The sequence below is a fragment of the Pseudomonas sp. Q1 genome, from assembly GCF_009935975.1.
GTDB classification, from domain to species: Bacteria; Pseudomonadota; Gammaproteobacteria; order Pseudomonadales; family Pseudomonadaceae; genus Aquipseudomonas; species Aquipseudomonas palleroniana.
The window spans coordinates 117,639-141,463 of the sequence record NZ_QODI01000008.1 but is presented as its reverse complement, the minus strand read 5'-3'; the positions used below and the strand labels follow the sequence as shown (position 1 = coordinate 141,463).

The 23,825-nt window shown below is 58.6% G+C and carries 12 protein-coding genes; 4 read left to right on the top strand and 8 right to left on the bottom strand.

Going from position 1 to position 23,825, the window contains the following annotated elements; all coding sequences use genetic code 11:
• Positions 1 to 44: 44 nt before the first annotated feature.
• Positions 45 to 1,181 (top strand): DSD1 family PLP-dependent enzyme, encoded by a 1,137-nt coding sequence (locus tag DK870_RS14455; protein ID WP_161548943.1) that lies wholly within the window; start codon positions 45 to 47, stop codon positions 1,179 to 1,181.
• Complete coding sequence (locus DK870_RS14450; RefSeq protein WP_161548942.1) at positions 1,171 to 1,560, top strand: RidA family protein; 390 nt, start codon at positions 1,171 to 1,173, stop codon at positions 1,558 to 1,560. The genes DK870_RS14455 and DK870_RS14450 overlap by 11 nt, the downstream gene beginning before the upstream one ends.
• Before the next feature lie 66 nt (positions 1,561 to 1,626).
• On the opposite strand, the gene DK870_RS14445 is transcribed toward DK870_RS14450, so the two are convergent.
• The 4 genes from DK870_RS14445 to DK870_RS14430 all read right to left on the bottom strand — a co-directional run bounded on the left by DK870_RS14445 (position 1,627) and on the right by DK870_RS14430 (position 3,733).
• Positions 1,627 to 2,016 (bottom strand): hypothetical protein, encoded by a 390-nt coding sequence (locus DK870_RS14445; RefSeq protein ID WP_161548941.1) that lies wholly within the window; start codon positions 2,014 to 2,016, stop codon positions 1,627 to 1,629.
• Between the two features lie 327 nt (positions 2,017 to 2,343).
• Entirely contained in the window at positions 2,344 to 2,925 is a 582-nt protein-coding gene (locus DK870_RS14440) for a lipopolysaccharide assembly protein LapB (RefSeq protein WP_161548940.1), read from the bottom strand.
• Between the two features lie 225 nt (positions 2,926 to 3,150).
• Positions 3,151 to 3,420, bottom strand: coding sequence for a hypothetical protein (locus DK870_RS14435; RefSeq protein ID WP_161548939.1), 270 nt, complete (start codon positions 3,418 to 3,420; stop codon positions 3,151 to 3,153).
• The gene (locus DK870_RS14430) at positions 3,401 to 3,733 is read right to left on the bottom strand and encodes a hypothetical protein (protein WP_178126871.1); all 333 of its coding nucleotides are present in this window, start codon (positions 3,731 to 3,733) and stop codon (positions 3,401 to 3,403) included. The genes DK870_RS14435 and DK870_RS14430 overlap by 20 nt, the downstream gene beginning before the upstream one ends.
• Positions 3,734 to 3,874: 141 nt before the next feature.
• Here DK870_RS14430 and DK870_RS29350 point away from each other — a divergent pair, with 141 nt between their 5' ends.
• Both DK870_RS29350 and DK870_RS14425 read left to right on the top strand, forming a co-directional pair.
• The gene (locus DK870_RS29350; protein WP_178126870.1) at positions 3,875 to 4,012 is read left to right on the top strand and encodes a hypothetical protein; all 138 of its coding nucleotides are present in this window, start codon (positions 3,875 to 3,877) and stop codon (positions 4,010 to 4,012) included.
• 378 nt (positions 4,013 to 4,390) lie between these two features.
• The gene (locus DK870_RS14425; protein WP_161548938.1) at positions 4,391 to 4,723 is read left to right on the top strand and encodes a DUF6124 family protein; all 333 of its coding nucleotides are present in this window, start codon (positions 4,391 to 4,393) and stop codon (positions 4,721 to 4,723) included.
• 386 nt (positions 4,724 to 5,109) lie between these two features.
• On the opposite strand, the gene DK870_RS14420 is transcribed toward DK870_RS14425, so the two are convergent.
• The 4 genes from DK870_RS14420 to DK870_RS29665 all read right to left on the bottom strand — a co-directional run bounded on the left by DK870_RS14420 (position 5,110) and on the right by DK870_RS29665 (position 23,822).
• Positions 5,110 to 5,742: a hypothetical protein gene (locus DK870_RS14420; RefSeq protein ID WP_161548937.1), complete on the bottom strand. Its 633-nt coding sequence runs from the start codon at positions 5,740 to 5,742 to the stop codon at positions 5,110 to 5,112.
• 198 nt (positions 5,743 to 5,940) lie between these two features.
• Positions 5,941 to 6,225, bottom strand: coding sequence for a hypothetical protein (locus DK870_RS29670; RefSeq protein WP_256679856.1), 285 nt, complete (start codon positions 6,223 to 6,225; stop codon positions 5,941 to 5,943).
• Positions 6,226 to 6,253: 28 nt separating this feature from the next.
• Positions 6,254 to 6,553 carry a hypothetical protein gene (locus DK870_RS14410; RefSeq protein WP_372241673.1) on the bottom strand — a complete coding sequence of 100 codons (300 nt, stop codon included), beginning with the start codon at positions 6,551 to 6,553 and terminating at the stop codon, positions 6,254 to 6,256.
• A 1-nt stretch (position 6,554) separates the two neighbouring features.
• Positions 6,555 to 23,822 (bottom strand): filamentous hemagglutinin N-terminal domain-containing protein, encoded by a 17,268-nt coding sequence (locus DK870_RS29665; RefSeq protein ID WP_256679854.1) that lies wholly within the window; start codon positions 23,820 to 23,822, stop codon positions 6,555 to 6,557.
• Positions 23,823 to 23,825 lie beyond the last annotated feature (3 nt).

The following is a 23,825-nucleotide window of genomic DNA, read 5'->3' as shown; positions in this document are numbered from 1 at the left end:
ACGCTGAGTAGAGTGGCCGCGTATCCAGCCACCTGAGTTCTGTCATGTCAGCCCCGATTGCCTCTCTCGATACCCCCGTCGCGCTAGTCGATGTCTCGCGAATGCAGCGCAATATTCAGCGCATGCAGCAACGCATGCACAGCTTGGGTGTGCGCTTGCGCCCGCATATCAAAACCAGCAAATGCCTGCCCGTGATCAAGGCGCAGGTAGCCGCCGGCGCGAGCGGCGTCACGGTGTCCACCCTGAAAGAAGCGGAGTACTGCTTTGCCGAGGGCATCAACGATGTGTTCTATGCCGTGGCCATAGCGCCAGGCAAGTTGGCTCAGGCCCTCGCACTCAGGCGCCAGGGCTGCAACTTGAGTGTGCTCATCGACAGCGTTGTCGGGGCCCAAGCGATTGTCGCCTTCGCACGGCAACACGACGAACGTTTCGACGTGTGGATCGAGATAGATTGCGACGGCCACCGCTCAGGCCTGGCCGTTGAAGACCCCGCGCTGCTAGCGGTTGCCCGTGTCCTTGTCGAGGGTGGCCTGCAATTGCGCGGCGTGATGACCCACGCCGGCTCCAGCTATGAACTCGACACTCTTCCAGCATTGCAGGCCCTTGCCGAACAGGAACGCCAGCTCTGCGTCAGCGCCGCTGAAAAAATCCGCCAAGCCGGGATGTCCTGCCCGGAGGTCAGCATCGGTTCCACACCCACCGCCCTGTCGGCGCTGAACCTGGAAGGCGTGACGGAGGTACGTGCAGGTGTCTACGTATTCTTCGACCTGGTCATGCACAACATCGGCGTTTGCCAGGCGGACGAGTTGGCCCTGAGCGTGCTGACCACCGTCATCGGGCATCAGCAAGACAAAGGCTGGATCATCACCGACGCCGGCTGGATGGCCATGAGCCGTGACCGCGGCACCCAACGCCAGCGCCAGGATTTCGGCTACGGGCAGGTGTGTACCGAAACCGGCGAATGGATCGACGGTGCGCGAGTGACGGGCGCCAACCAGGAGCACGGCATCATCACCCTTGGAGCGGCCCAGAACACCGACATCGTGGCGCGCTTCCCCATCGGCAGCCGCCTACGCATCCTGCCCAACCACGCGTGCGCAACCGGCGCGCAATTCCCGCACTATCACGCCTGCGACGCCGAAGGCGCCGTGCACACCTGGAGTCGCCTGCATGGCTGGTAAGATCGAGTTGATCCACACGATCAACGCGGCCGCTCCGGGCGGGCACTACTCCCAGGCGATACTGCACCAGGGCGTTTTATACGTGTCCGGGCAGTTGCCGGTGCGCACAAACGGCGAGCACAGCGCCGACCAACCGTTCGAGGTGCAAGCCTCGATCGCGCTCGATAACCTGATGGCGATCCTCAGCGCAGCGGGCCGGAGTGCGAGTGACCTGTTGAAGGTGACGGTGTATGTCGTGGGGGTAGAGCACTGGGCCGCTTTTGATCGGGTTTATGCGTGTTATCTGGGAGAGCATCGGCCGGCTCGTGCGGTGGTTCCGGTGGCGGGGTTGCATCATGGTTATTTGATAGAGATTGAGGCGATGACCGGCGGTGAATAAAGGGAAGCATGGTTATGGTGTGTGGGGGTTAGGGAAAATAGGGGGCATCCCTCAGTGACTGACCGTTTATTTTTTATAACCTCGCCACATATCATTTAAAACAATTAACACTCTAGAATAAATCAGCAACTGAACTTCAAAAACCACAACACTCTCCGAAAGATGAATTTCCAAAGGAATTGAAATATTCACATTTTGGTTCGCTGAAGCCTGCGAAAACACCGCCGCAGATAGATGGCTAGTAATTTTTAATATATCAGAATAAAGAGCACCAACATTTTTTCCCTTAAACTTTATAGCTACGCCTTTTTCAAAAATCTTTAAGGCACAGCCATCTAAATAAATTTCATATACCCCCTGACCCAGTTCGGGGTCACTACTGAGAGGTATATAGCCTCCATAACCAGACAAATTGAGGTTTTTCAGATGTTTGCTCACTGAATTTGGATGGTTCACTACTTTAGCCCCTTCAAAAATTCTCTAAGTCCTTCTTTGGTAGCCGGAAAACTAAAAGAGAATTTCTCGCCCACTTTCCCGGCCCCTAATGCTGCGCCTTCCTCTGACGCGTAATAACCTTTAAGGGTGACTGTCTTGGCTCCTTGAGACTGAGTGTATTCTAGGAGTTTTTTAAGCGACCCCACTAATCCTGAAGCTCCGTCCGGGCCATACCCCATAAAACCTTTAGGAAATAGGGGTCAGACCACCATTATTTATATTTTTAAATAGCAACTTTTCTGAACTCTAAAAAACACAAAAGCAGGGCCCACCCCCTATGCTTCATTATTACCACTTGCCGAACTTATCTGAAGAGATTAGCCCGCCGGCTCGCTCAAGCTCCTCATAAGCTGACTTAGCAGCACGAAATTCAACTTTATAACGCTCATTATCACCTTCATAAAGCCTCGTCAAAACCAAAATTAAATTCTCATAACTAATCAAATCCCTTGGTTTTATTTCCAAAGCATCTTCATAGCATTTCAAGGCGCCTTCAAAATCACCAATTTTCACTAAAAGACCTCCAAGCTCCACGTAGGAATCAACAAATGAAGGTTCGGTTTCAATAGCCGCTTGATAATATTTAAAAGCGTCCACAAAGTTCCCTAACCTCTCATTTTTAACTCCTGCAATATAAAGATATCTTGCGATTGCTCGCTCTGGCGCCAAACGTGTAGAGGACTCATAGTATTTTATTGCTTTATCGATTTCACGTCGATAAAAACAAATATCTCCTAAACATTCAAGACGAAGATACTCAGAAAGCAAATTCGAGACACTTTCAAAATAGCACTCGCCATCTTCAATCTTATCATTTGAAAGATAATCAATCAGAACACCTCTCACATCGCCATCTCTAGAAACATTCAAAACTATTCCCCAACTGGTCTAACCTTCTTAATCAATGAATTAAATAACTCTAGCTGACTAGGTGATTTCCAAAAGAAATAGGGTCAGACCATCATTCTCCAATGTTCTTAAAGAGCAACTCTACCAAAACTCTAAAAACGCAAAATCGTGGTCTGACCCCTATTTACTCCTCAGGGTCCGCCCCCTATTTTCGATGAAATCGGTTGAGACCCTCCCTATTATTAACTATACCGTATAACCTGCCATCCTCATTTGCGCGAGTATTGCCTCATCAAATTGTTGGTCAGAAATACCCATGATTGATTTGGCACTCTTCCACTTCCATATTACAGGAAGGACCTTGCTATCCAAACGATCAAACTCTTCCAAAAAAATATTTGCTAAAACATACTTATCCAACTCAGGATCAGCCTCTAACATAAAGCTCAGTACAGTGCTCGGCAATTTTCCTTCCAGCAACTGGGCTAACAAATACTTATTTTTTAAAGGTGACACAATTGATATCTCCAATGGTTTCAATTTTTTCAACCTTTCCGTATCCGTACTTTTGGGCTATTTGGCCTGTCCATGTATTCAAAGCAGCATTTTCTTTTGACATTCCATTGGCAATATTCTCGAGATAACGAGCAGTGTTAACGCTGTCAGTACCCGCCTCCCAAGCCCCACGGATTTGATTGACCTTGACGCCTTCATTGCCGAGGCGTTGCATTGCGCTGGCAAACATATCAGTGCCTGATGCATCGTAGTAGGGATGATTCTTTGCTGCACGAATTTCAAATCCCAGCACTCCCGCTTTATCTACATTCACGACCAATCCTGCTACGCCATCAGGATCGCCATACTTGAGCTGGACTCCTCCATCTTTGAGTAAAATCGGGGTCAGACCACCATTCTTTCTATAATTTTAAATAGCAACTCTGTTGAACTCTAAAGAACACAAAAGCGTGGTATGCCCCCTATTTTCCAACTACTGCGAGCGATCGGTGAAGTCGCCAGCCAAGCGTATACCGCGCAAGCCACCACACAGCATGCGGCGCAGCGGCTGGAGCAGCCGGCGCAGTGGCGGGCGAGTGTCGCCAAAGGGTAATGACCGCCCAATTGTTTTGCCGAATGAGTACATTTCCTACAACAAGCCCTGAAACAGGAAAGTCCGAGGCGACAGCGCCTTGCTCCCTTGCCTACGCTTGCGTCAGAATCCGCCGGCTTGTGCGCTTGAGTGGGCGTCTCTAAGGTTGCTCGGTCGCTGAAAACTCAGCGATCGGGTTTAGTAGCCTGGGGTTATTCCAATCAGTGCATAAGCTTCATCTGTCGGGCGACAACGTCCGTGCTTTATGGTGGCTGTGTGCAGGGCGTCCTCGGGCGCGCCGGCTTTCTTGGAATTCCCCGGTCTACTAACCTGCGCACAGCTGCCACCCCTTAGTTTAGTAGCTCAGAGGTGGCGGCCCTAAAGTGGGAAATTCCAAGTATGTTCAAAGTCACGCCTAATCCTCCAAGTAAGCCCGACCTGAAACTCAATCAGGCGGCGCATCGCGCCATAGATCACTACCTCAATTCAGAAACGGCTGCACCTCAGCCGCCGCCGGGTTTATTCAGTGTCGCCCCCGACACCAGCTCAGAAACCCTGATCACCAACAGCTACGAAACCTTTTCCTCAGTCAGCGCCTTGCTGCTCGACCTGTCCGAGGACCTGACCGGGAAACCACGCGATGTAGCGCTGGCAATACACCAGTTGAGTGAGTTGGGGGTGTTGCTGATGGACAAGCTGATGGAGCGGGAGGCAGCAGTAGCGGGCAGCTAAGCCTTTAACGCAGTACCGAGCCGTCGTAACGCCCAACGGCGGCTCGGTGTTTTTGCTATTGGGCTGTGCCGTGTCAACATATAGCCTGGTGCCGAACTTTTAGACCTGCGTAAAGAAACGATGACGTGGCAACGGAAAAAACAAAGAAAGCACTGTTGTATTCGGCGTGGGGGATTACTGTTTTGGCTTAATAGGGGTTTTGGTCAAGCAAGCATCAGAGGAGCCACCTCCGCCCAGAGGGAAATAGGCACCAGACCATCATTCTTTATATTTTTAAAGAGCAAGTCTGCTGAACTCTAAAAAACGCAAAATCGTGGTCCGACCCCTATTTTCCCTCAAGCGCAGGGCCTGAGATAGATTTGTGGGGATCCCTCAGGGTCTGTACCCTATTTCACATGCCTAAAATCATCAATTGACTTTTTCTTTTCTTGAAGCAGAGACAAAACGAAATCGGGTCTAAAATCCATCAAGAATTCAATAGCATCAAAAATTTTCCAACGATGTAATTCCGGATGATCGATTATAGCAACAAGGTGAACTTCAATAAGCGGCACATATTCCAAATAGTTCTTTCTTTTCACAAAGTCAAAAATTTTGGCTATTTCGAACGGCTTACTACTCGCCAACGAAATAATTTTCGATAGAGGAGAGTAAATTTGCGTTCTAGCCGCTTCAGTTCCCCCGCGATCAGCCACGTTGGCAAAATATCGAGTTACAGCTAAGATTATCTGGTGATAAGTGTCGTCGTAACCATATAGTCGGTGGGGGTATGCTCCTTCGATGCATTCGTTTTTTTCCATATCCCCTTCTAAGGCGACTAGACCTTCACAGAGCCCCCAACTGGTCAGCAGTTTCGCAGCCAAAAAGTGCTCTTCTTTATTATTCGTATGACGGAGCAAATTTAGCACAGCGCCAATTCTTTCCGGTGGAATATCCTCTGGATCCAAATCTCCTGCAGTCACAGCATAATCTGCATGCTCAGGAACGCTATTCAATAGTTCGTATGTTTTCGGGTCCATATAAACCTATTTTTTTACTTTCTTAATATAGTCAGCCGGTACACAGCCCTTAATCAAACATTCCCCATCGCGCGTAGCGTTCTTAAGATCTCTCTCAGCATTAATCAACGAATCATTGTTATTTTCAGACGGATTTTTTGTGTACCTTGCCCGGGCCGCATCCACTTTCGATTGCAACTCCGCTGTCACTTGCTGATTTTACAAAAATTTGGTACCTGGCAGATTACCAGAATCAATGTCCTGCTTTAAGCGCTTCACATCGATCTCAATTTTATCAGAACCATAGTCTTTCGGGGTCGACGCTACACTTGGATCAGTAACAGATATATAGGGCGAATTCTCAGGATTGCCACCGCGCACGTGCGTTTGGACGCTGCCGGTCCCGTTGACGTTAGGTGGAACCAATTCGCCGTTTTCATTAATATATGCTTTAGCCCTACCGTTTCCGTTGACCGCTGCGCTGAAGTCATCGTCGCTGCGCACAACAATCTCACGTGTCCCTTTTTCACCATCAGCCTTTTATGCGTTCTAAGAACTCAACCATTGCTAGCGGATCACGCTCCACAAGTTCTTCAATCAAATCTTCCGCTGCCCAATGCAGAATCATGTCCCCTCCCCCCCCATCCTTGCAGAGGATGAGATCACTTGACAAAGAAGAGTCAACAACATTGACTTCTCTATCGCTGAGTGCCATCAGGCCACCGTAGCCATCATAAGGAATGACCCAGTAAAACCGTTCGTTCTCTATCCAGTAAATCCCAAACACCTTTACAGGCTCTTCTCGCCCAATTTCTCGAATAATCATATCCACATCACTCAATAGTCCTACCGGGCTGCAGCACAGGGGGCAGCTGTTGCGGCGTAGTAATTTTCATATCGTATGCTTTACCGGTTACGGAGTTGTACTGGTAGTGGATGGTTATATTTTCTCCGCTAGGTAGACGGTGACTTACTTCCATTTTTTTCCATCCCTCACTCCGCGGGAAGTCTTTATCGCCCGCTAGTTTTGTATCACGGCCGGCAGAGGGATTTTCTGTCACTCTGTTCCACAAAGTCTGCTCGTTCAGATCTCTTGGCGCCGTTGACTGATAGCTCTTTGCTGTTGAATGCGTTGCATAATCTGGAAGACCAGCAGAAAACTCATCGGCAGCATTTTCCCGACCATAATAATCTCTATTTACGCTAGACCTTTCAGTAACAGCATTCGGGCTATATGGGTCATCAACAATAGATGGTTTACCGCCACTGAAACCACTAGAACCGGCACCTTTTGCACCGAAAACACCAGGCTTAGCCCCAGGAACCCCCAGCCCCGCAACCGCTAACGTCCCGAATAGAATATTACCCGCAGCATTCCATCCGTCACCGTTGATAGCCTGGTTTGCACCGTAACCGGCTTGAAGCACCCCATCGGCTGCAGCAGCAATTCGAACAGTAGCGCCTAAAGGACCAGAAAGTCCATAAATGGCAGGATTGCCGATATTCGCAAGACCTTGCTGCTCGTAACTCTCTCGTAAGACACCTTTGGCGTCCTTGTAAGTCAATTCGTTGGCGCTTTTGTCGCGGGACCAATAGAGCTTCTCTAGCCACCCCAGTTCAGCGCGAGCGGTGTCACCGTAGGCATTTTTTGCCTCGGTGGTACCTGCGTAATAGAAATCGGTAGTAGGGGTCGGCCCATTATTCAACAGGTTCTCTAGGTCTAGACGTGCCTTTGCTTCGCCTTTTGACGCTACCTGCTCATAGGTATAGACCTGAAGATAGGCCGTTAACTCGGATACATCGTCCTTGGATAAAGACCCAGGATCTTTCTTGTAGGCTGCCAGCAAATTGTCGCTGCGTTGATCAGCCCCCTCCAAGGAAACAAGTTTTTTAGCGGCGCCTATCCCTCGGTCTCTCTCAAAGTCCTCCCGGGCTTTATCCCGTTCCGGTGCAGAGTGATCACCTAAAAAGTTGTACTGCGTAGAGTTCTGCGCGATCCACTTCCCTTTCTCCAGTTTGCTAGCATCCACATCCTTTTGAGCAGCCGCAGCCAAAACGCCAACGATTTGAGAACTCATGGTCAATAAGCGCCCATCGCCCTTAACCAGTTTGTTAAGGTCCGCAACCAAAGCTTCGTTCGCCCCGGCGGCTAAGGCACCTGTTTGGAAATCTCCACCTGTCGCCTCTGCCAGCAACCCTCCGACCATGGCATGAATGGCAATTTTCGGCACAGAACCATCAGCGACTACGCCTTTGGTGTAATCGCCCACAGCGTTAAAGCTGGCGGCGGCCAAGGTATTGAACAGTGCACTTTTCAACGCGTCACTGGCACTACCGCCTTGCCCGAGCGCTTTGCTCAGCAGCATAGAGGTGCCATTTTGAAGTACTTGGTTTGCGGCGAACTGCCCCACACCGTTCACGGTGTATAACTTCGGACCGATAACTTGGCCAGTAGCCGTATCCGTATGTGTTCCGGTCCAACCATCAAAATAGGCGGCAGTTAAACCAGCTGTGACGCCTGAAATGACATACCCCTTCATCGCATCCGAAGAAGTCACATCCTTGAGTACCGCCCCCAAATTGCCCCGATTATTGATAACGCTCACGGTGGCGTTGGTAGCAGCCCCGGACGCAACGGCCCCCACAGCAGCCCCCGTTACGCTTCCTCCCGCAGCCGTAGCTGCCATCGGCCCCAGTACTGTCGCCATCACAATCGCAATAATGATCTGCGACGCCGGCCCAAGCCCCGAGTTGCTGTATTTGAAGCTATCGTGAATTTCCTTGACCTGGCGCCAGTCCACGTCACCGCGTTTTTCGGCGTCTTTAAGCCAAGCCAACTGCGGGTCTGCCTTGACCATCGCATCAATGGATTGGCTGACGGTTTGCTGGTTTACCTGCAGGACGTCGATCTTCAGGCCCTCAACGGCTTTGATCGCAATGTTGCCCTCAGCCACCATTTGGGTCTGGCGTACGGTCTCGTCGGTGTTGCCCTTGCCCTTTGCCGATACCCAGAATGCGTTGTTGTTGGATTTCTCGTGGCTCTCTTGATGCAGATCCTTGGCGGCCTCAAATGTGATACCACCACCACTATCCAACGTAATGTCCTGCCCACTCTCAAGCTTGGCCGCCTGATACACCTGATCACTACCACTCTTGAGCGTCAGATCCCCCCCGGTCGTGATCTCACTCCCGATGTTGGTGACCTGCGTGACCTCATCCCGCTGAGTCTTCTTGCTCCCGAAGCTCCCTTTCTTCTTCATGTCATACAGCGAATAATCGCTGTCTTCCGCCGCCAGCAACCCCAGCTTTCCACCCGCCACCAAATACGCTTCATCCCCCGCACTGACGCGGCTGGCAATCATCGCCAGGTCCTTGCCAGCACTCAGCGAAACATCCCCGCCAGCCTTGACCGACGTGCCCACCTGGCTCACATGGTCTTCCTGCGCCTTCACCTTCTTCAGGTTCAACGCCGAATGCTGCTCGTCCGCCGCCGAAGCCATCGTCAGGTCGCCCACCGCCGACATCGCCACATCCCGCTTGGCATCCATCTGGCTGGCAATCGCTGTCAGATCGCGGCCAGCAATCGCTGACAGGTCGCGACCCGCCGTCACCGACGAACCGTTCTGGGTGACGGAGCGGCTGTTGTTGCGGGCGCTGAGGTTCGCGTTGCTGTTGATCTGCTCCACTGAGCCGAAGCTCAGGTCGCGGCCGGCCTGGATGGTGGTGTCGCGCCCGCTTTGCAGCACGCTGCCCTGGTTGGAGAAGTCGCGGCCGGCCCTGATGCTCATGTCGTTGGCCGCTTCGATACGTGCGGCGCTGTCGAGAAAGTCGCTGTGTTCGCTGATGACACCATCGCTGCTGTCGTGGCCGGTGACGGTGCGTTCGTTGATCACGTCGCCATTTACGGCGGTCATGGTGACGTCGCGTCCGGAAATGATGCCGCCGGCCTTGTTGACGATGTTGTTGCCCGCCAGCAGGTCCAGTCGGTTGCCCGCTTCGATCAAGCCACTGTTGACCAGGTCGTTGCCGGCCTTGGCCGACAGGTTGTTGCCGGCACGCAAGGTGCCGACGTTGTTCAGGTTCTGGCCGGCGATCAGGCTGACGTCATTGCCCGCAATCAGCGCGCCGTTGGGCCCCAGGCGGTTGTTGGCGTTGGCCAGGTACAGCACCGGCACCAGCACCTCTTCGCCGTTGACCACGCTTTTTTCCAGCCAGACGATGTCGTGGGTCAGCGCCGCGACTTGCTCGGAGCTCAGGCTGACACCTACCGCCAGGTTCAGCGTTTGCTTGCTGGCGATGGCATTGTCCATCAAGTATTTGAACAGCTTTTCGTCGCTGGTTTGCCCATCGAGGAAACGCTGGCCGGTACGTGCGACGACGGCTTGCTGAACCAGGCGTTGTTCGTAGAAACCATCGCCCAGGCGCTTGGCACTCTCGTCCGGGTTGTAGCCCAGCCCGGACAGCAGGTAGTCCGAGCTCATGAATTGCTTCATGCCGGTGAGCACCGGGTTGGTTTCGACCAAGTATTTGTGCGGCTGCGACACCGCGCTCTTGTCTGGAAGACCCTGCACCCGGTTGACGGTCTGGCTGGCAACCGGAGTCGGTTCAGCCGCAGATGGCACAACTGCGACCACGGCAGGTCGGCTGCTGACGCTTGCACCAGGCTGATCGACTGGCGGCGTGACCGACGGGGTCTCTCGTGGCAGAGGCGCCACCGGAACCACCACGGATGGCTGCGGCGCGACGACACTAACCTGTGCAACAGGGGCCTGTGGGATCAGGCCCGGCAGGTCAAGGTCGGGGCGCGTGCTACTCGGCGCAACGGCTACAACGCTGGTTGCGCGATCGGCAGTTGAGAGGCTTGGGACGTTCTGGTCAGGGCGAGTGCCGCCAGACGATGTTCCATCGGGTGTGGTCAGCACGATACGGGCGTCGCGCTCGGCGGGTGTCAGGCCAGACAGGTCGACATTCGGACGAGAGACATCAACCGTCGGCCGCGAGCCTTCAACAGGGTTTTGGGTGTTGATGCCATCGACCTGGGTGATATCGCCGCCGCCGGTACGGCCAGGTTGCAGCGTGACCGCATCGGCATTGCCTATGCCGGCGATGTTAACGGCACTGGCCCTGGCGTTGATTCCGCTGGCCTCGCGGGCCGTAACCGATACCTGTCGGCTGTTGGCGGAGAGCTGGGTGACCTCTTCCAACTGAATCGTCCGCCCCTGGGTTTCAGGAAGGGTCTGTTGGCGTTGCGCCAAACCGACGCTGGCGGCGCCAAGGGTCCAGCTCTGAGGCCCGGCATTAGCTTGAGCCGCTTGCCCGCTGCTGGCGCCCTGCCCGCTCAGGCGGAACAAACCATTCTGGCCGGTGGGCAGGCTGAAGCCCGGGAGCGCGAGGGGGTTCACTTGCTGTTGGGCCAGGTTGGGAGGCAACTGCGAATTGATGGAGATCGCCGTCGAATAGCCACTTCCTGCGCCTGTGTCGGCTTTCGTGCGGCCGGCTGCTACATAGGCGTAGTAAGGACGCACCACGCTGTTGTTGATGTTCTGGGCAGCGTTCAGTGCGACGTTGCCCCCCGCCTGGATGACCGCATCGTAGGATTGGCCATCGCTATTGAGCGTGGTGGTTTTTTCGGAAAGCTTGCCGCCCCCCATGAGGCTGAGGAAATAGCTGAGGTCTGCTTCGACGGTCGCCGAGGGCGCAGGGCTATTTTTTGCATTGAAGTTGGCGGCCGCCGGCAGCGCCTGGAAGATTTGCGTGACAAAGTTCCAATACGTGCGGGTGGTCTTGATCTCCTGGGCTTGCACACCCTGGTTATTGATAGTGGTCGCGTTGGCGGTGAGGTTGCCCGTGGCGGCAATGGTGCTGCTCAGGTTGTTGAGCGTCTGGGCGTCGATCTGCATGTCAGCGCCGCTGCTGAGCGCCGAGGCCACGCTGCTGCGGGTAACGTTCAAGCGATCGATTTCATCGATTTGCCACAGACCATTTCGACGGCCTTTGCTGCGGAAGTCACATCCCGCACCTGGGATCAGGTTGCAGTCGAGTTCGGTGATCTTGACCGAACTTTTTTCATGCCCCGAATACTCCAACACGTCCCTGACGTTATTGACGGTCATGGCACTGACGGTCAGGTTTTTCGCACTCTCGACGGTGCCCGAACGGTTATCCAGCAAATCGGCTTTGGTCTGGCTGGCATCTTTGGCGATCAGGACATTACCCAGCCCGTAAACATCGGCATAGGTGTTGGTAAAGCGGGTGGCCAACAACTGCATGTCGCCGCCGCTAGTGATCAACCCATTGCTGTTGAGCAGGGTGTTGCTGCTGAGGGTCAGATTGGCGCCTGTCGCCAGTGTGCCGGTGTTGCTGACACCTGCTGCCGTGACGGTCATGGTGTTGGCCGAGGTCAGACGCCCGGCGTTAGTCAACTGGCCGCCCACGTTGATCGTGCTGTCCTGTCCGCCGGCAATACTCGCCGCCGTGCTCAGGTTCACTTGCCCGGCACTCAGGCCCAGGTTACCCACGCTGCTGTAACGCCCATTGCCGCCATAGCTGCCGGCCAGCGTCAATTGGGCCGTGCCATCGCTGGCGATCAAGCCATCGTTGTTCCAGTTACCACCACTGCCTACGAAGCTGTCAGACGCCAACAACTGGCCGCCTGCGGCTTGATTCAAGGTATTGACGTTCACCGTCAAACGCCCAGCCTGGATCACGCTGCTGTTGGTCCAGGTATCAGCGGCAAGGGTCAAGCCACCTTGGGTGACGACAGTGCCCCCGGCATTGGTCAGGTTCGCGGTGGCAATATCAAACGTGCCGCTGCCGCTGTGCAGCAGGCTGCCGCCCTGGTTCTGGAAGCTTGCGGCATTGAGGGTGAGGTCGCTGGTGCGCGTTTCCAGGCGACCGTTGCGGTTGTCGAATACGCCGCCGACCTGGAAGTCGGTCTTGCCGCCGCTGCCCATGGCGCGCAATTGGCCGCCCTGGTTGTCGAGGCTGCCGGCTTGCACGTTCAGCAGGGTGTCGCTCTCGATAATCCCCGAGTGGTTGCTAAGTTGGCCGCTGAGACCCAGTTCAACCCGGTTCGCCGCCATTTGCCCGAAGCTGTTGTCCAGCCCCGCACCGCCGACTCGCAGCAGGTCCTTGGCGTACAGGCCGCCGTAGGCGTTGGCGAAATAATTGGCGTTGACCACGGCGTCGCCATTTTGCGCGGCGATACGCCCGTGTTGGTTATCCACGCTGCCGGCGATCAGGTTCAAGCGCTGGCCCTGAATCACGCCGGCCTTGTCGACCTGGCTATAGCCGTTCAGCAGCCTGTCAGCCACGTTGGCATCCAACAGGCCCTTGAGGCTGGCGAGTGTGCCGCCCTGGTTATTCAGGGTATTGGCTTTGGCACTGACATCACCGGTTTGCGCCAGAAGCTTGCCATCCTGGTTATCCAGCTCACCGCTGACATCCAGGCTCAAGCCACTTTGGCCCTGTACCACGCCCGCACGGTTACTCAGGCTGGTAGCCTTGACTTGCAGGTCTGCACCCTGGCTGTAGATCAAACCGTCGGCGTCGTTTTGCAGGACGCCGGTGCTGGTGATTGCTACGCGGTCCTTGCCGGCGATGGTGCCGTGCTGGCGGTTGTCGAGGCCGCCGGTGAGCAGCGTCAGCAGGCCCTGGCTGGCAATCTGGCCGCCCTGGTTGTTGACCTGGACAGCGCGCTGCAGCAGCAACGGGCCGGCGCTGGCCAGCTTGCCGTTGGTGTTGTCGAGGATGCTCAGCAGGTTGAGGGTCAAGCGGCCGTTGCTGGCGAGCGTGCCGCCCTGGTTGTGCAGGTCGGTGCCGGTCACGCTGAGCGCCTGCTGCGCGTTGACGGTGCCGGCCTGGTTATCGAGGGTGGCGGCTTGCAGGTCGAGGTCGGCGCCGCTGTCGATCAGGCCGCCGTTGGCGTTGTTCAGCCCGGCGCTGATGACCAGGCTTTGCCCGGCACCGCTGGACAGGATGCCGCCGCTGTTGTCGAGGCTGGCCGCCCGTACGCTCAGTTGCCCTTGGCTGACCAAGGCACCAGCACCGCCATTGAGCAGTTCGCCGGAAAGGCCCACGTCGACTGCCCCGCTGCGGCTGGACAAGGTGCCGTTGTTGCGGTTGTCGAGGCGCCCGCCGTAGACGTTCAGACCCTGCCAACCGGAAACCAGGCCGTTCTGGTTGAGCAGGTGGGTCGCGTTGACGGTCAGCACCTGGCTGCTGATCAGCTTGCCGCCGCTGTTATCCAGGGTGCCGGTGCTAAGGGCCAGGTTTTGCTGGCTGGACAGTTCGCCGTTCTGGTTGTTGAAGGTGCGCAGTCGGTTGAGGGTCAACGGGCCTTTGGCGAGGATCAAGCCGTTGCGGTTATCCAGGTCGTTGTTGTTCAGGTCCAGGGTGACGCGTTGTTCACCCATGACACGGCCACCCGCCAGGCTCAGGGCGCTCAGGTTCAGGTCCATCGCGCCTTTGGCGGAGACCTCACCGCCGCTGCCGGTGTCCAGGCTGGCGGCGCTCAGGTTGAGGGTGCCCTGGCTGTTGATCAGGCCGGCGGCACGGTTGTCCAGCGCCATGGCGCTGAGGGTGACGCCTGCCGTACCGAGCAGGCTGCCGTTCTGGTTGTTCAGGTTGGCGCTGGTCAGGGTCAGCGCCTGCTTGGCACTGATCAAACCCTGGTCCTGGTTATTGAGCAGACCTTCGCTGGTCAGCTGCAGGTCGCTGCGGCTGGTCAGGGTGCCGCCGCGGTTGTCCACCGAGCCTGCCTGTGCGTTGAGGCTGGCCGCACCGATCAGGCCCTTGACGTTGGCCAGTGCCTGGGCGAGGCGCAGCGTCAGGTCCTGGTTGCTCAGCAGTTTACCGTTGCTGTTGTCCAGGCTTTGCGCGGCCAGGGTGAAGGCTTGGGCGCTGGAGATTTCGCCGTTCTGGTTGTTGACGGCATTGAGGTTGTCGAGCAGCAGCGGGCCGAGGCTATTGATCAGACCGCCCTGGTTGTTCAACTGGCCGTTGTTCAGGTCGAGGCTCAGGCGGGTGTTGCTGAAGAGTTTGCCGCCCTGCTGGTCCAGGCCCGTGACACTGGCCGTAAGCGCCTTGGCGCTGCCGATGCTGCCACCGTTGTTGAGTTGGCCGGCGCTCAGGTTGAGCGTGTCGCCGCTGTTGAGGCGCCCGCCCTGGTTATTCAGCACGCCGGTGGTGACCGCAATCGGCCCTTTACCGCTCAGGCTACCTTGCTGGTTACCCAGGCCGGTGCTGCGCAGCACCAGGGCGCCATCGGTGACCAGTTCACCGTTCTGGTTGTTCAGTTGGCCGGTGACTTCGACACTCAAGCCCTGTGCGCTGGAGAGGCTGCCCTGGGTGTTGTTGAGGCTGCGCGCCTTGACGTCGAGGGTCCCCTCACTGCTCAGCAAGCCCTGGCTGTTGTCCAGGTCGCCGGCCAGTTCCACTTGCAGTGGTTGTTGGCTGAGGAGCTTGCCGCCACTGTTATCCAAGCTGGTGCCCGTCAGCATCAGGCGCTGGCCGCTGAGTTGACCACCGTGGCGGTTGAGCAGTTGATCGACGCTGAGGTTCAGGCCACTGCCGGCGAAGACCTGGCCGTTGTCGCTGTTATCCAGTCGTTGGCCGGTGACGTTGACGTCGGCTTTGCTGGTCAATTCACCGGCGCGGTTGTCGATGCCGGCCACGTCGAGTGTCAGCGCTTTTGTGGCGCCGACCAGGCCGCCACGGTTATCGAGGCTGGCACCGCTGAGGTGCAGGGTGTCGGTGCCGATCAACTGGCCTTGCTGGTTGTCGAGGCGGTTCGCGTTGACCGTCAGTTCAGCCTTGCCGGCGATTTCGCCGCCACGGTTGTCCAGGTTGGCGCTGGCCAGTAACACCTTGCCGTCGCCCATCAGGGTGCCGCGCTGGTTATCGATCAGCTCGCCGGCACTGAGGTCCAGGACGCCCCGGCTGCTGACCAGCCCTTCAGTGTTGTCCAGGCTGAGACTGCGGCTGTAGAGGCCGGCGCTGCTGATACGGCCTTTGAGGTTGGCCAGGGCCTGGTCGATGCGCAGGGTCAACGCCTGGTTGCTGATCAGCTTGCCGTTGCTGTTGTCGAGGTTGCGCGCTGCCAGGGTGAAGGCGTTCTGGCTGGAGATCTCACCGTTCTGGTTGTTGAGGTTGCCGAGGTTTTTCAGCACCAGGGTCGGTGCATTGATCAAACCGGCGTTGTTCAAGTCACCGTGGTTCAAATCCAGGTTCAGTTGGGTGTTACTGAACAACTCGCCACCCTGCTGGGTGAGGCCGGTGAGGCTGGCGTTCAGGCTGCCGGCGCTGGCTATGCGGCCGGCGTTGCTGACCTGGGCCGCCTTGAGGTCGAGGCTGTCGGCGCTGATCAGGCGCCCGCCCACGGTGTTGTTGAACAGGCCGGTGTCCAGGGTCGCGGCGCCCTGGCTTTTGATCAGGCCCTGCTGGCTGTTGTCGAGGCTCGCGCTGGTCAGGGCGAGGGTTTGGGCGGTCTCGAGGATACCGCCCTGGTTGAGCAGCTCATTGGCGCTGCTGATGTCCAGCGTACCGGCGCTGGAAACACTGCCGCCGGTGTTATCGATGCGTTGGCCGAGCAGTTGCAACGTCCCTTCACTGCTGATCTTGCCGTAGCTGTTATCCAGCCCCGCTGCCAGTTGAATCGCCAGCGAGCGCTGGCCGGCAACGGTGCCTTGGGCGTTATCCAGGCGCGTGCCGGTCAAGCGTGCATCCTGGGCGAACACCAGCCCCTTGGCCTGGTTGATCATCTGGGCCACGGCCAATTGCAGCGCTGTCCCGGCCAGCAGCTTGCCGCCGCTGTTGTCCAAGCGCTGGCCGCTGAGCTCGGCGTCTATCTGGCTGGAGATTTCGCCGGCCCGGTTATCGACGCTATCGACCTTGAGTTTCAGTGCTTTTGTGGCCCCGACCAAAGCACCGTCGCGGTTCTCGAGGCGGGTGCCGGTGAGGGCCAGATTGCCTTGGGCAACCAGCTCGCCACCTTGTTGCGTCAAGATGCCGATGGTAGCGTCCAGGTCGGCCTGGCTGGCGATGCGCCCCTTGTCGTTATTGGCGTTTTCCAGCGCCAGACGTACCGGGCCTGCGGCGCTGAGCAAGCCACCCTGATTGCTCAGCGACTGGCCCGTGATGCCCAGGGCCTGCTTGCTGTTGAGCACGCCCTCGCGGTTGTCCAACTGGCCGAGGTACAGGTTCAGGTCCTGGTTGGCGCGGATCGCGCCGGCGCGGTTATCCAGGCTGTTGCCGCGCAGGGTCAGCAGGTTTTGCCCGGAAACACGCCCGCCACGGTTGTCCAGGCTCACCGCCTGAATGTCCATGAGCCCTTTGGCCATCACACTGCCCTTGGCCTGGTTGTCCAGCAAACCGTCGACTTTCACGCGCAGGCTGCCATCGCTGACCAGGCTGCCGGCCTGGCTGTTGTCCAGGCTCGCCGACGTGACTTGCAGGCGCTGGGCGGCACCAAGGGTGCCCGCCTGGTTAACCAGTGCGCCCTGGATCGCCAGGTCGAGGCTGACATCGCCCATCACCTGACCGTTGTGGTTGTTCAAGGTCATGGCGTTGACCACGCTGGCGCCGGCACTCGAGACTTCGCCGTCGACGTTGAGCAGGTCACCGGCCAACGCCAGGCTCAGGTCTTTCGAGCTGCTGAAAACGCCCTCGCTGTTGTCCAGGCTTGCCGCTTGAGTCGTGAGCCCGGCCGCAGAAACCTGGCCGTTGCGGTTGATCAACGCCTGATCGATCTTGAGGTCCAGCGCCTGGTCGCTCAGCACTTTGCCGTCGGTGTTATCCAGGCTTTGCGCGGCCAGGGTGAACGCCTGTTTGCTGGAGATCTCGCCGCTTTGGTTGGCGACCGTCGCCAGGTTCTTGAGCAACAGCTGGCCTGGCGCACTGATCAAGCCTGCGGCGTTGTTCAGGTGGCCTTTGTTCAGGTCCAGGGTCAGCGCACCCGTGCTGTAAAGCTGGCCACCGCCGCGCTGGTCAAGCCCGGTGATGCTGGCGGTGAGGGTGTTGGCGCTGGCGATGCGACCCTGTCCACGGTTGTCCACCTGCCCTGCCGCCAGGTTGAGGCGCTCGGCGCTGATCAGCCGTCCGCCCTGCTGGTTGTTGAAAGCGCCGGTGGTGACCTGCACGGCACCGTCACCGATGATTTTCCCGCCCAGGTTGTCGAGGCTGGCGCTGGTCAAGGTCAAGGCGACCGCGCTGAGCAACTCGCCTTTCTGGTTGCTGATCGCGCCCGAGGTGGTCAGTACCAGCGGTGCGGCGCTGCTGATACGCCCGCTGTCATTGGCCAGGCTGGCCGCATGCAGGTTCAGGTCGCCATCGCTGCGCAACGCACCTTGTTGGTTATTCAGGTGATCGCTCAAGGTGATGCCGAGGCTGCGCTTGGCGTACAGGCTGCCCTGGGCGCTGTTGTCCCATTGCGCGGCGTTCAGGTTGAGCGACTGCTGCCCGGAGATGATGCCCTTTAGCTGGTTGTTCAAGCGCTGCAGGGTCAACTGCATGTCGCCGTTGGCCAACAGGCGCCCGCCGGCGCTGTTGTCGAACTGCTGGCCGGTGAGCGTCAGGTCGGTGACGCTGGAGACTTCCCCGGCGCGGTTATCCAGCGTGTCCACCGCCAGGGTCATGGCCTGGCCTGAGTTGAGCAGGCCGCCGTCACGGTTATCCAGCGTGGTGCCGTTGACCTGCAATTGCCCCACCGCCGCGACGCTGCCGCCACGGTTGTCGAATTGGCCGACGCTCAGGTTCAGGTGGTTCTTGCCGGTAATACGGCCTTTGGCCTGGTTATCCAGGCTGGCAGCCGTCAATTGCAGCTGGGTAGTGGCGGCCAACAGCCCCGCCTGGTTGAGCAACTGACCGCTGATCAACGCATTCAGGACACCGTCGCTGGTGAGCTTGCCCTGGGTATTGTCGAGGCTGCCGGCGCTCAGGTTCAAGACCTGGCCCGTGACAAGGCGGCCGTTGCGGTTGGCGACCGCGCCCGAGTGCTCAAGGGTGAGCCGGTTGTCGCCCTGGATCAGCCCTTGGCTGTTGTCCAGCGACGCCCCCGTGAGGGTGGTACTTGCGCCGAGGATTTCGCCCTGGCGGTTGTCGAGTGCCGTGTCGACCTGCGCCGTCAGGTTGTCGCGGACCTTGAGCGAACCCTCGGCATTCACCAGGCGATCAGCGCGCAAGTCCAGGCCAGTGGCGGAAACCAGGCCCTTGGTATTGTCCAGGGCCTTGGCAATGCGCACGATCAACCCTTGTTCGCTGAGCAACTTGCCGGCGCGGTTATCCAGGCTGTCGGCGCTGAACCTCAGCGCCTGGGTACTGGAGATTTCGCCGCCCTGGTTATCCACGCTGGCCAGGTTGTTCAGCAGCAGCGTACCGGGGGCATGAATCAAGCCGCCCTGGTTGTTCAGGTGGCCGTGGTTGAGGTCCAGGCTCACACCCGCCTGGCTGTAGAGGCGGCCATCGTTGTGTTGGTCGAGCCCCGTGACGGAGGCCGTGAGTTGCTGCTGGCTGGTGATGCGCCCGCCGGCACTGTTGTCTACCGGCCCGGCCGTGAGCACCAGGGTGCCATCGCTGTTGAGCGTGCCTTGAGCGTTGCCCAACGCGCCCTTGGCCGACACGGCCAGTTGTTGCTTGGAATAGAGTTTGCCGCTGCTGTTATCCAGGCTGGCCGCCGTGATGTCCAGCGCCTGGGCGCCAAACACCAGGCCCTGACGGTTATCCAGGGCACCAAGGCTGGTGAGGTTCAGCGTGGCATCGCCCTGGAGCAAGCCCTCTCGGTTATCCAGGGAGCCGGTATTGACCGAGGCGGTGCGCGCCAACAGTTTACCGTTGCGGTTGTCCAGCGCAGCCTCGACCTGCACCGCCAGGCCGTCAGTCGCACTGAGTGTGCCGCCGAGGTTGTCCAGGCTGTCGGCACGCAGGTCCAGCGCCTGGGCGGACAGCAGGCCCAGGGTGTTGTCCAGGGCGCGCGCAATCCGCAGGGTCAGCGCCTGTTCACTGAGGACTTTGGCGTTGCGGTTATCCAGCGCATCGGCCGCCAGGGTAAACGCCCGGCTACTGGAGATTTCCCCGCCCTGGTTGGCGACGCTGTTGAGGTTGCTCAGCCGCAATTGACCCGGTGCGGTGATGGCGCCGCCCTGATTGTTCAGATGGCCGCGATTGAGATCCAGGCTGACGTCGCCCTGGCCGAACAGGCGACCATCGTTGTGCTGGTCCAACCCCGTCACGCTGGCGCTGAGCGACTGCCCGCCGCTGATGCGCCCACCGTCGCTGTTATCCACCTGGCCTGCCTTCAGGCCCAATTGGGCATCACCACGCAAGCGTCCCTGCTGGCTGTTGTTCAGGGCACCGTTCAACGCCAGGTCGAGATTCTGGTTGGCATACACGCTGCCCTGGCGGTTATCCAGGCTGGCCGCGTTGACTTTCAAGACGCCGACCGCTGCAAGGTTGCCGTTGCGGTTATCGAGCGTGGTGCCGGCGAGGGTCAGGTCGGCCTTGCTGCTGATGCGTCCCTGGCGTTGATTATCCAGACTGCCCAGGTTCAGGCGTAGATTACCGGTCGAAGCCAGCAAGCCTGCCTGGTTGAGCAACTGCCCGGCGATCACGGCGGTCAGGGCGCCGTCGCTGGTCAGTGTGCCTGCGCTGTTATCCAGGCTGGCGGCATTGAGGATGAAGGTCTCGCCGGCCGCCAGGGTGCCGTGCTGGTTGATCAGGGCAGCACTGCTGAGGGCAACGCTGCGATCGCCTTGGGCGCGCCCTGCGCTGTTGTCGAGTGAACCGGCGGTCAACGCCAGGTCATTGGCCAGCAACTCGCCGCTGCGGTTATCCAACAGCCCATCGACGCCGAGGTTCAACGCGGTACGCGCAGTCAATTTACCGCCCTGGTTGCTCAAGTTCCCAGCCCGGGCGTCGAGGCTCGTGGCCGACACCAGGCCTTTGGCGTTCGCCAGCGCGCGGGCGATACGCAAGGTCAGGGCCTGCTCGCTCAAAACCTTGCCCAGGGTGTTATCCAGGCTGTCCGCTTGCAGGCTGAAGCCGGTGGCGCTGGAAATTTCCCCGCCTTGGTTGTCGACGCTGTTGAGGTTATTCAACAGTAACGACCCCGGTGCATTGATCAACCCACCCTGGTTGTTCAGATGGCCGCGATTGAGGTCCAGGCTCAAGTCGCCCTGGCTGTAGAGACGACCGTCGTTGTGCTGGTCCAGGCCGGTCACATTCGCGCTGAGGCGCTGGCCGTTGATGCGCCCGCCGCTGCTGTTATCCAGCAATCCGGTGCGCAATTGCAGGGCGCCGCCGGCGCTAAGCTGGCCGCCCTGGTTGTCCAGGTCGGCGCTGCTCAGTTGCAGGTCGGTGCCTGCGCTGAACAACCCGCTCTGGTTAAGCAGGTGACCGGCAATGGCGGCGGTCAGCGCGGCATTGCTGGTGAGCTTGCCGAGGGTGTTGTCGAGGCTGGCCGCAGTGAGTTGCAGGGTCTGGCTGCTTGCCAAGGTGCCATTACGATTGCTCAGGTCGCCGCTGTTGATCTTCAGCAGAGTGTCGCCCTGCATCCGACCTTGGGCGTTGTCCAGCACGCCCGCCGTGAGCCGCACATCGCGGCCCAGGATTTCGCCATTGCGGTTGAGCAGTGTGGCGTCGACGTCGTGGGTCAGGCCGTTCTGCGCCACCAGATGACCGCCGCTGTTATCGAGATTGCCGGCGTGTACCTGCAACGATGCGGCGCTCACCCGGCCTGCAGCGTTATTCAACGCCTGGGCAACGGCCAGCATCAGCGACTGCTCGCTCAAGACCTTGCCGCCGCCGTTGTTCAAGCTGCCCACATTGACCTGGCTCGCACCGACAGCGCTGACGCTGCCGCCACGGTTATCCAGCATCCCCGTGACCCGAACGTTCAGCGCAGCGCGACTGTTCAGGCTGCCGTTCTGGTCATTGACCAGGCCGGCGGCATCGATTTGCAGGTCGGCGGCCGCAATCAGCCCCGCACCGTTATTCAAGACCTGGGCAATCTGCAGGGTCAGCCCCTGGTCGCTAAGCAGCTTGCCGGCCGCGTTATCGACCGTGCGTGCGACGACGGTAAACGCCCGCGCACTGGAAATCTCACCTTGGCGGTTATCCACGCTGTTGAGGTTGCCAAGGGTCAACTGCCCAGCGGCGTTGATCAGCCCGTTGCGGTTGTCCAGGTGACCCTGGTTGAGGTTCAGGCTCAAGTCGGTGTTGCTGTATAAACGCCCGCCGTCGTGTTGATCGAGGCTGCCGAGATTCGCGTTCAAGCCTTGAGCGCTGGCGATCCGACCAGCGCCGCTGTTATTCACCACGCCCGCCGTCAGGTCGAGGGCCTGGCCGCTGGTGAGCGCCCCACCCTGCTGGTTATCCAGCGCACCGACCTTGACTGTCGCGTTGCCGCTGGACTCGATACGGCCCTGCTGTTGGTTGGCCAGGCTGCCACTGAGTTCAACAGCGAGCGTGCCTTGGCTGGTCAGCGATCCCTGTTGGCTGTTGTCCAGGGAAGCGGCATTCAACTGCACGGCCTGGTGCGCAGCGATCCGCCCGGCCTGGTTGTTGATGGCGGAACTGGCATTCAGGTTCAAGGTTTGCCCGGCCGACACCAGGCCTGCCACGTTATCCAGCATCGCCACCTGCAAGCTGGCCTGGCCGAGGCTCGACAGTTCGCCGTTACGGTTGATCAACTGGCCGACCGTTGCCGTCAGTGCTGCGCTGCTGGTCAACAGGCCGCCCTGGCTGTTGAGCAACTGCCCCGCGTTCACGCCGAGGCTGCCGGCGCTCAAGATTCGGCCCTGGTTCTGGTTGTCCAGGCTCGTGGCGCTCAACTGCGCATTGCGCTGAGCACTCAGGGTGCCGCCCTGGTTGGTGAGTTCGCCGGTATCGAGGCTGAGGTCGCGACTGGCAATGATGGTCTTGCCGGTATTATCGATGGCTTGGGCTGTCAGGCGCACATCACCCTGGGCATTGCGGCTGTTGTCGGGGTTGACGCCGGCTTCGATAATCCCGCTGTTGGTCAATCGCCCGCCCGCGTCCAGCGTGAGGCTGTCCTTGGCGGCAAGGGTTTGTTGGTTGGTCAGTGCGCCTTGGGTTTTCACCGACAAATCGGTACCGGCATACACTGCGCCCTTGGCTTGCACACTGGCCGCATTGACCGCCAGCGCCGTACCGGCCGAGGTCTGCCCCATGATCACATTGCCTGCGGTGTCAATCCGAATATCGCCACCGGCCACCATGTCACCCGACAACCGCACGCCAACACCGGCCTCGGTGCCGATCAGCTTGACCGCGCCCACATACATCCCACCCAGCGCCGACGAGTCGATGGCCAGGTCCGGTGCCTGGCTGCCATCCGCGGCTCGCGCGGTGGCATTCAGGGTGCGTGCATCAACGTCATTGCGACCGGCGACGATGGTGAGTTTTTTCGCCTGGATCTGCGCATTGATCGTGGTGGCGCGGGTGATGATTTCGAACTGGTCGACATTGCTCGCATTCAGGCCGGCGCCTTCGATGGCAACAGTGCCTTGGTCAACCTGATAGCGGTTGATCTGGCCGTTTTCGATCACGGCCTTGCCGGTGGTCAGCGTGGCTTGCGGGGTGTTGATGAAACCGCAGCCATTGCAGCTGATGCCGTAGGGGTTGGCGACAATCACATGGGCCGACTGCCCCGCCACTTCGGTATAGCCGCGCAACTGGCTAGGGCTGCCGCCGTTGACCTCATTGAGGATGACGTTGGCGGCGCTGCCGTGGAAATTCGGGTTGCCGACGATGATGCCACCCAACTGGGTGGACTGGGTGCGGTCGGTGGCGTTGTTGAGGATCACCCCGTTGGCACCGACGTTGTAGTCATGAAACTGGTTGTGCGACAGGCCGTTGGCGTTGGGGGCGGCAATGTTGACGATCGGCACGCCATTGCCCGCTTGCGCGAGCGTGGTGCCCGGTGCACTGACCACGATGCCGTCCGCCTGAGCCAGCAGCGGTTGCCAGAACATGGCGTTGGCCAGGATCAACGCCAACCCACGTTTAGGCAGCCCCAGGAAGTGGGTGCGGCTTTTTACGGCAGCAGAAGGCTGGCGCGCGAGGAAGGCGAACTGGCGAACGTCCATGTC

Coding starts and splice junctions, on each gene's coding strand:
- DK870_RS14455 (WP_161548943.1), top strand. CDS start 45: ATGTCAGCCCCGATTGCCTCTCTCGATACCCCCGTCGCGCTAGTCGAT.
- DK870_RS14450 (WP_161548942.1), top strand. CDS start 1,171: ATGGCTGGTAAGATCGAGTTGATCCACACGATCAACGCGGCCGCTCCG.
- DK870_RS29350 (WP_178126870.1), top strand. CDS start 3,875: ATGCCCCCTATTTTCCAACTACTGCGAGCGATCGGTGAAGTCGCCAGC.
- DK870_RS14425 (WP_161548938.1), top strand. CDS start 4,391: ATGTTCAAAGTCACGCCTAATCCTCCAAGTAAGCCCGACCTGAAACTC.
- DK870_RS14420 (WP_161548937.1), bottom strand. CDS start 5,742: ATGGACCCGAAAACATACGAACTATTGAATAGCGTTCCTGAGCATGCA.
- DK870_RS29665 (WP_256679854.1), bottom strand. CDS start 23,822: ATGGACGTTCGCCAGTTCGCCTTCCTCGCGCGCCAGCCTTCTGCTGCC.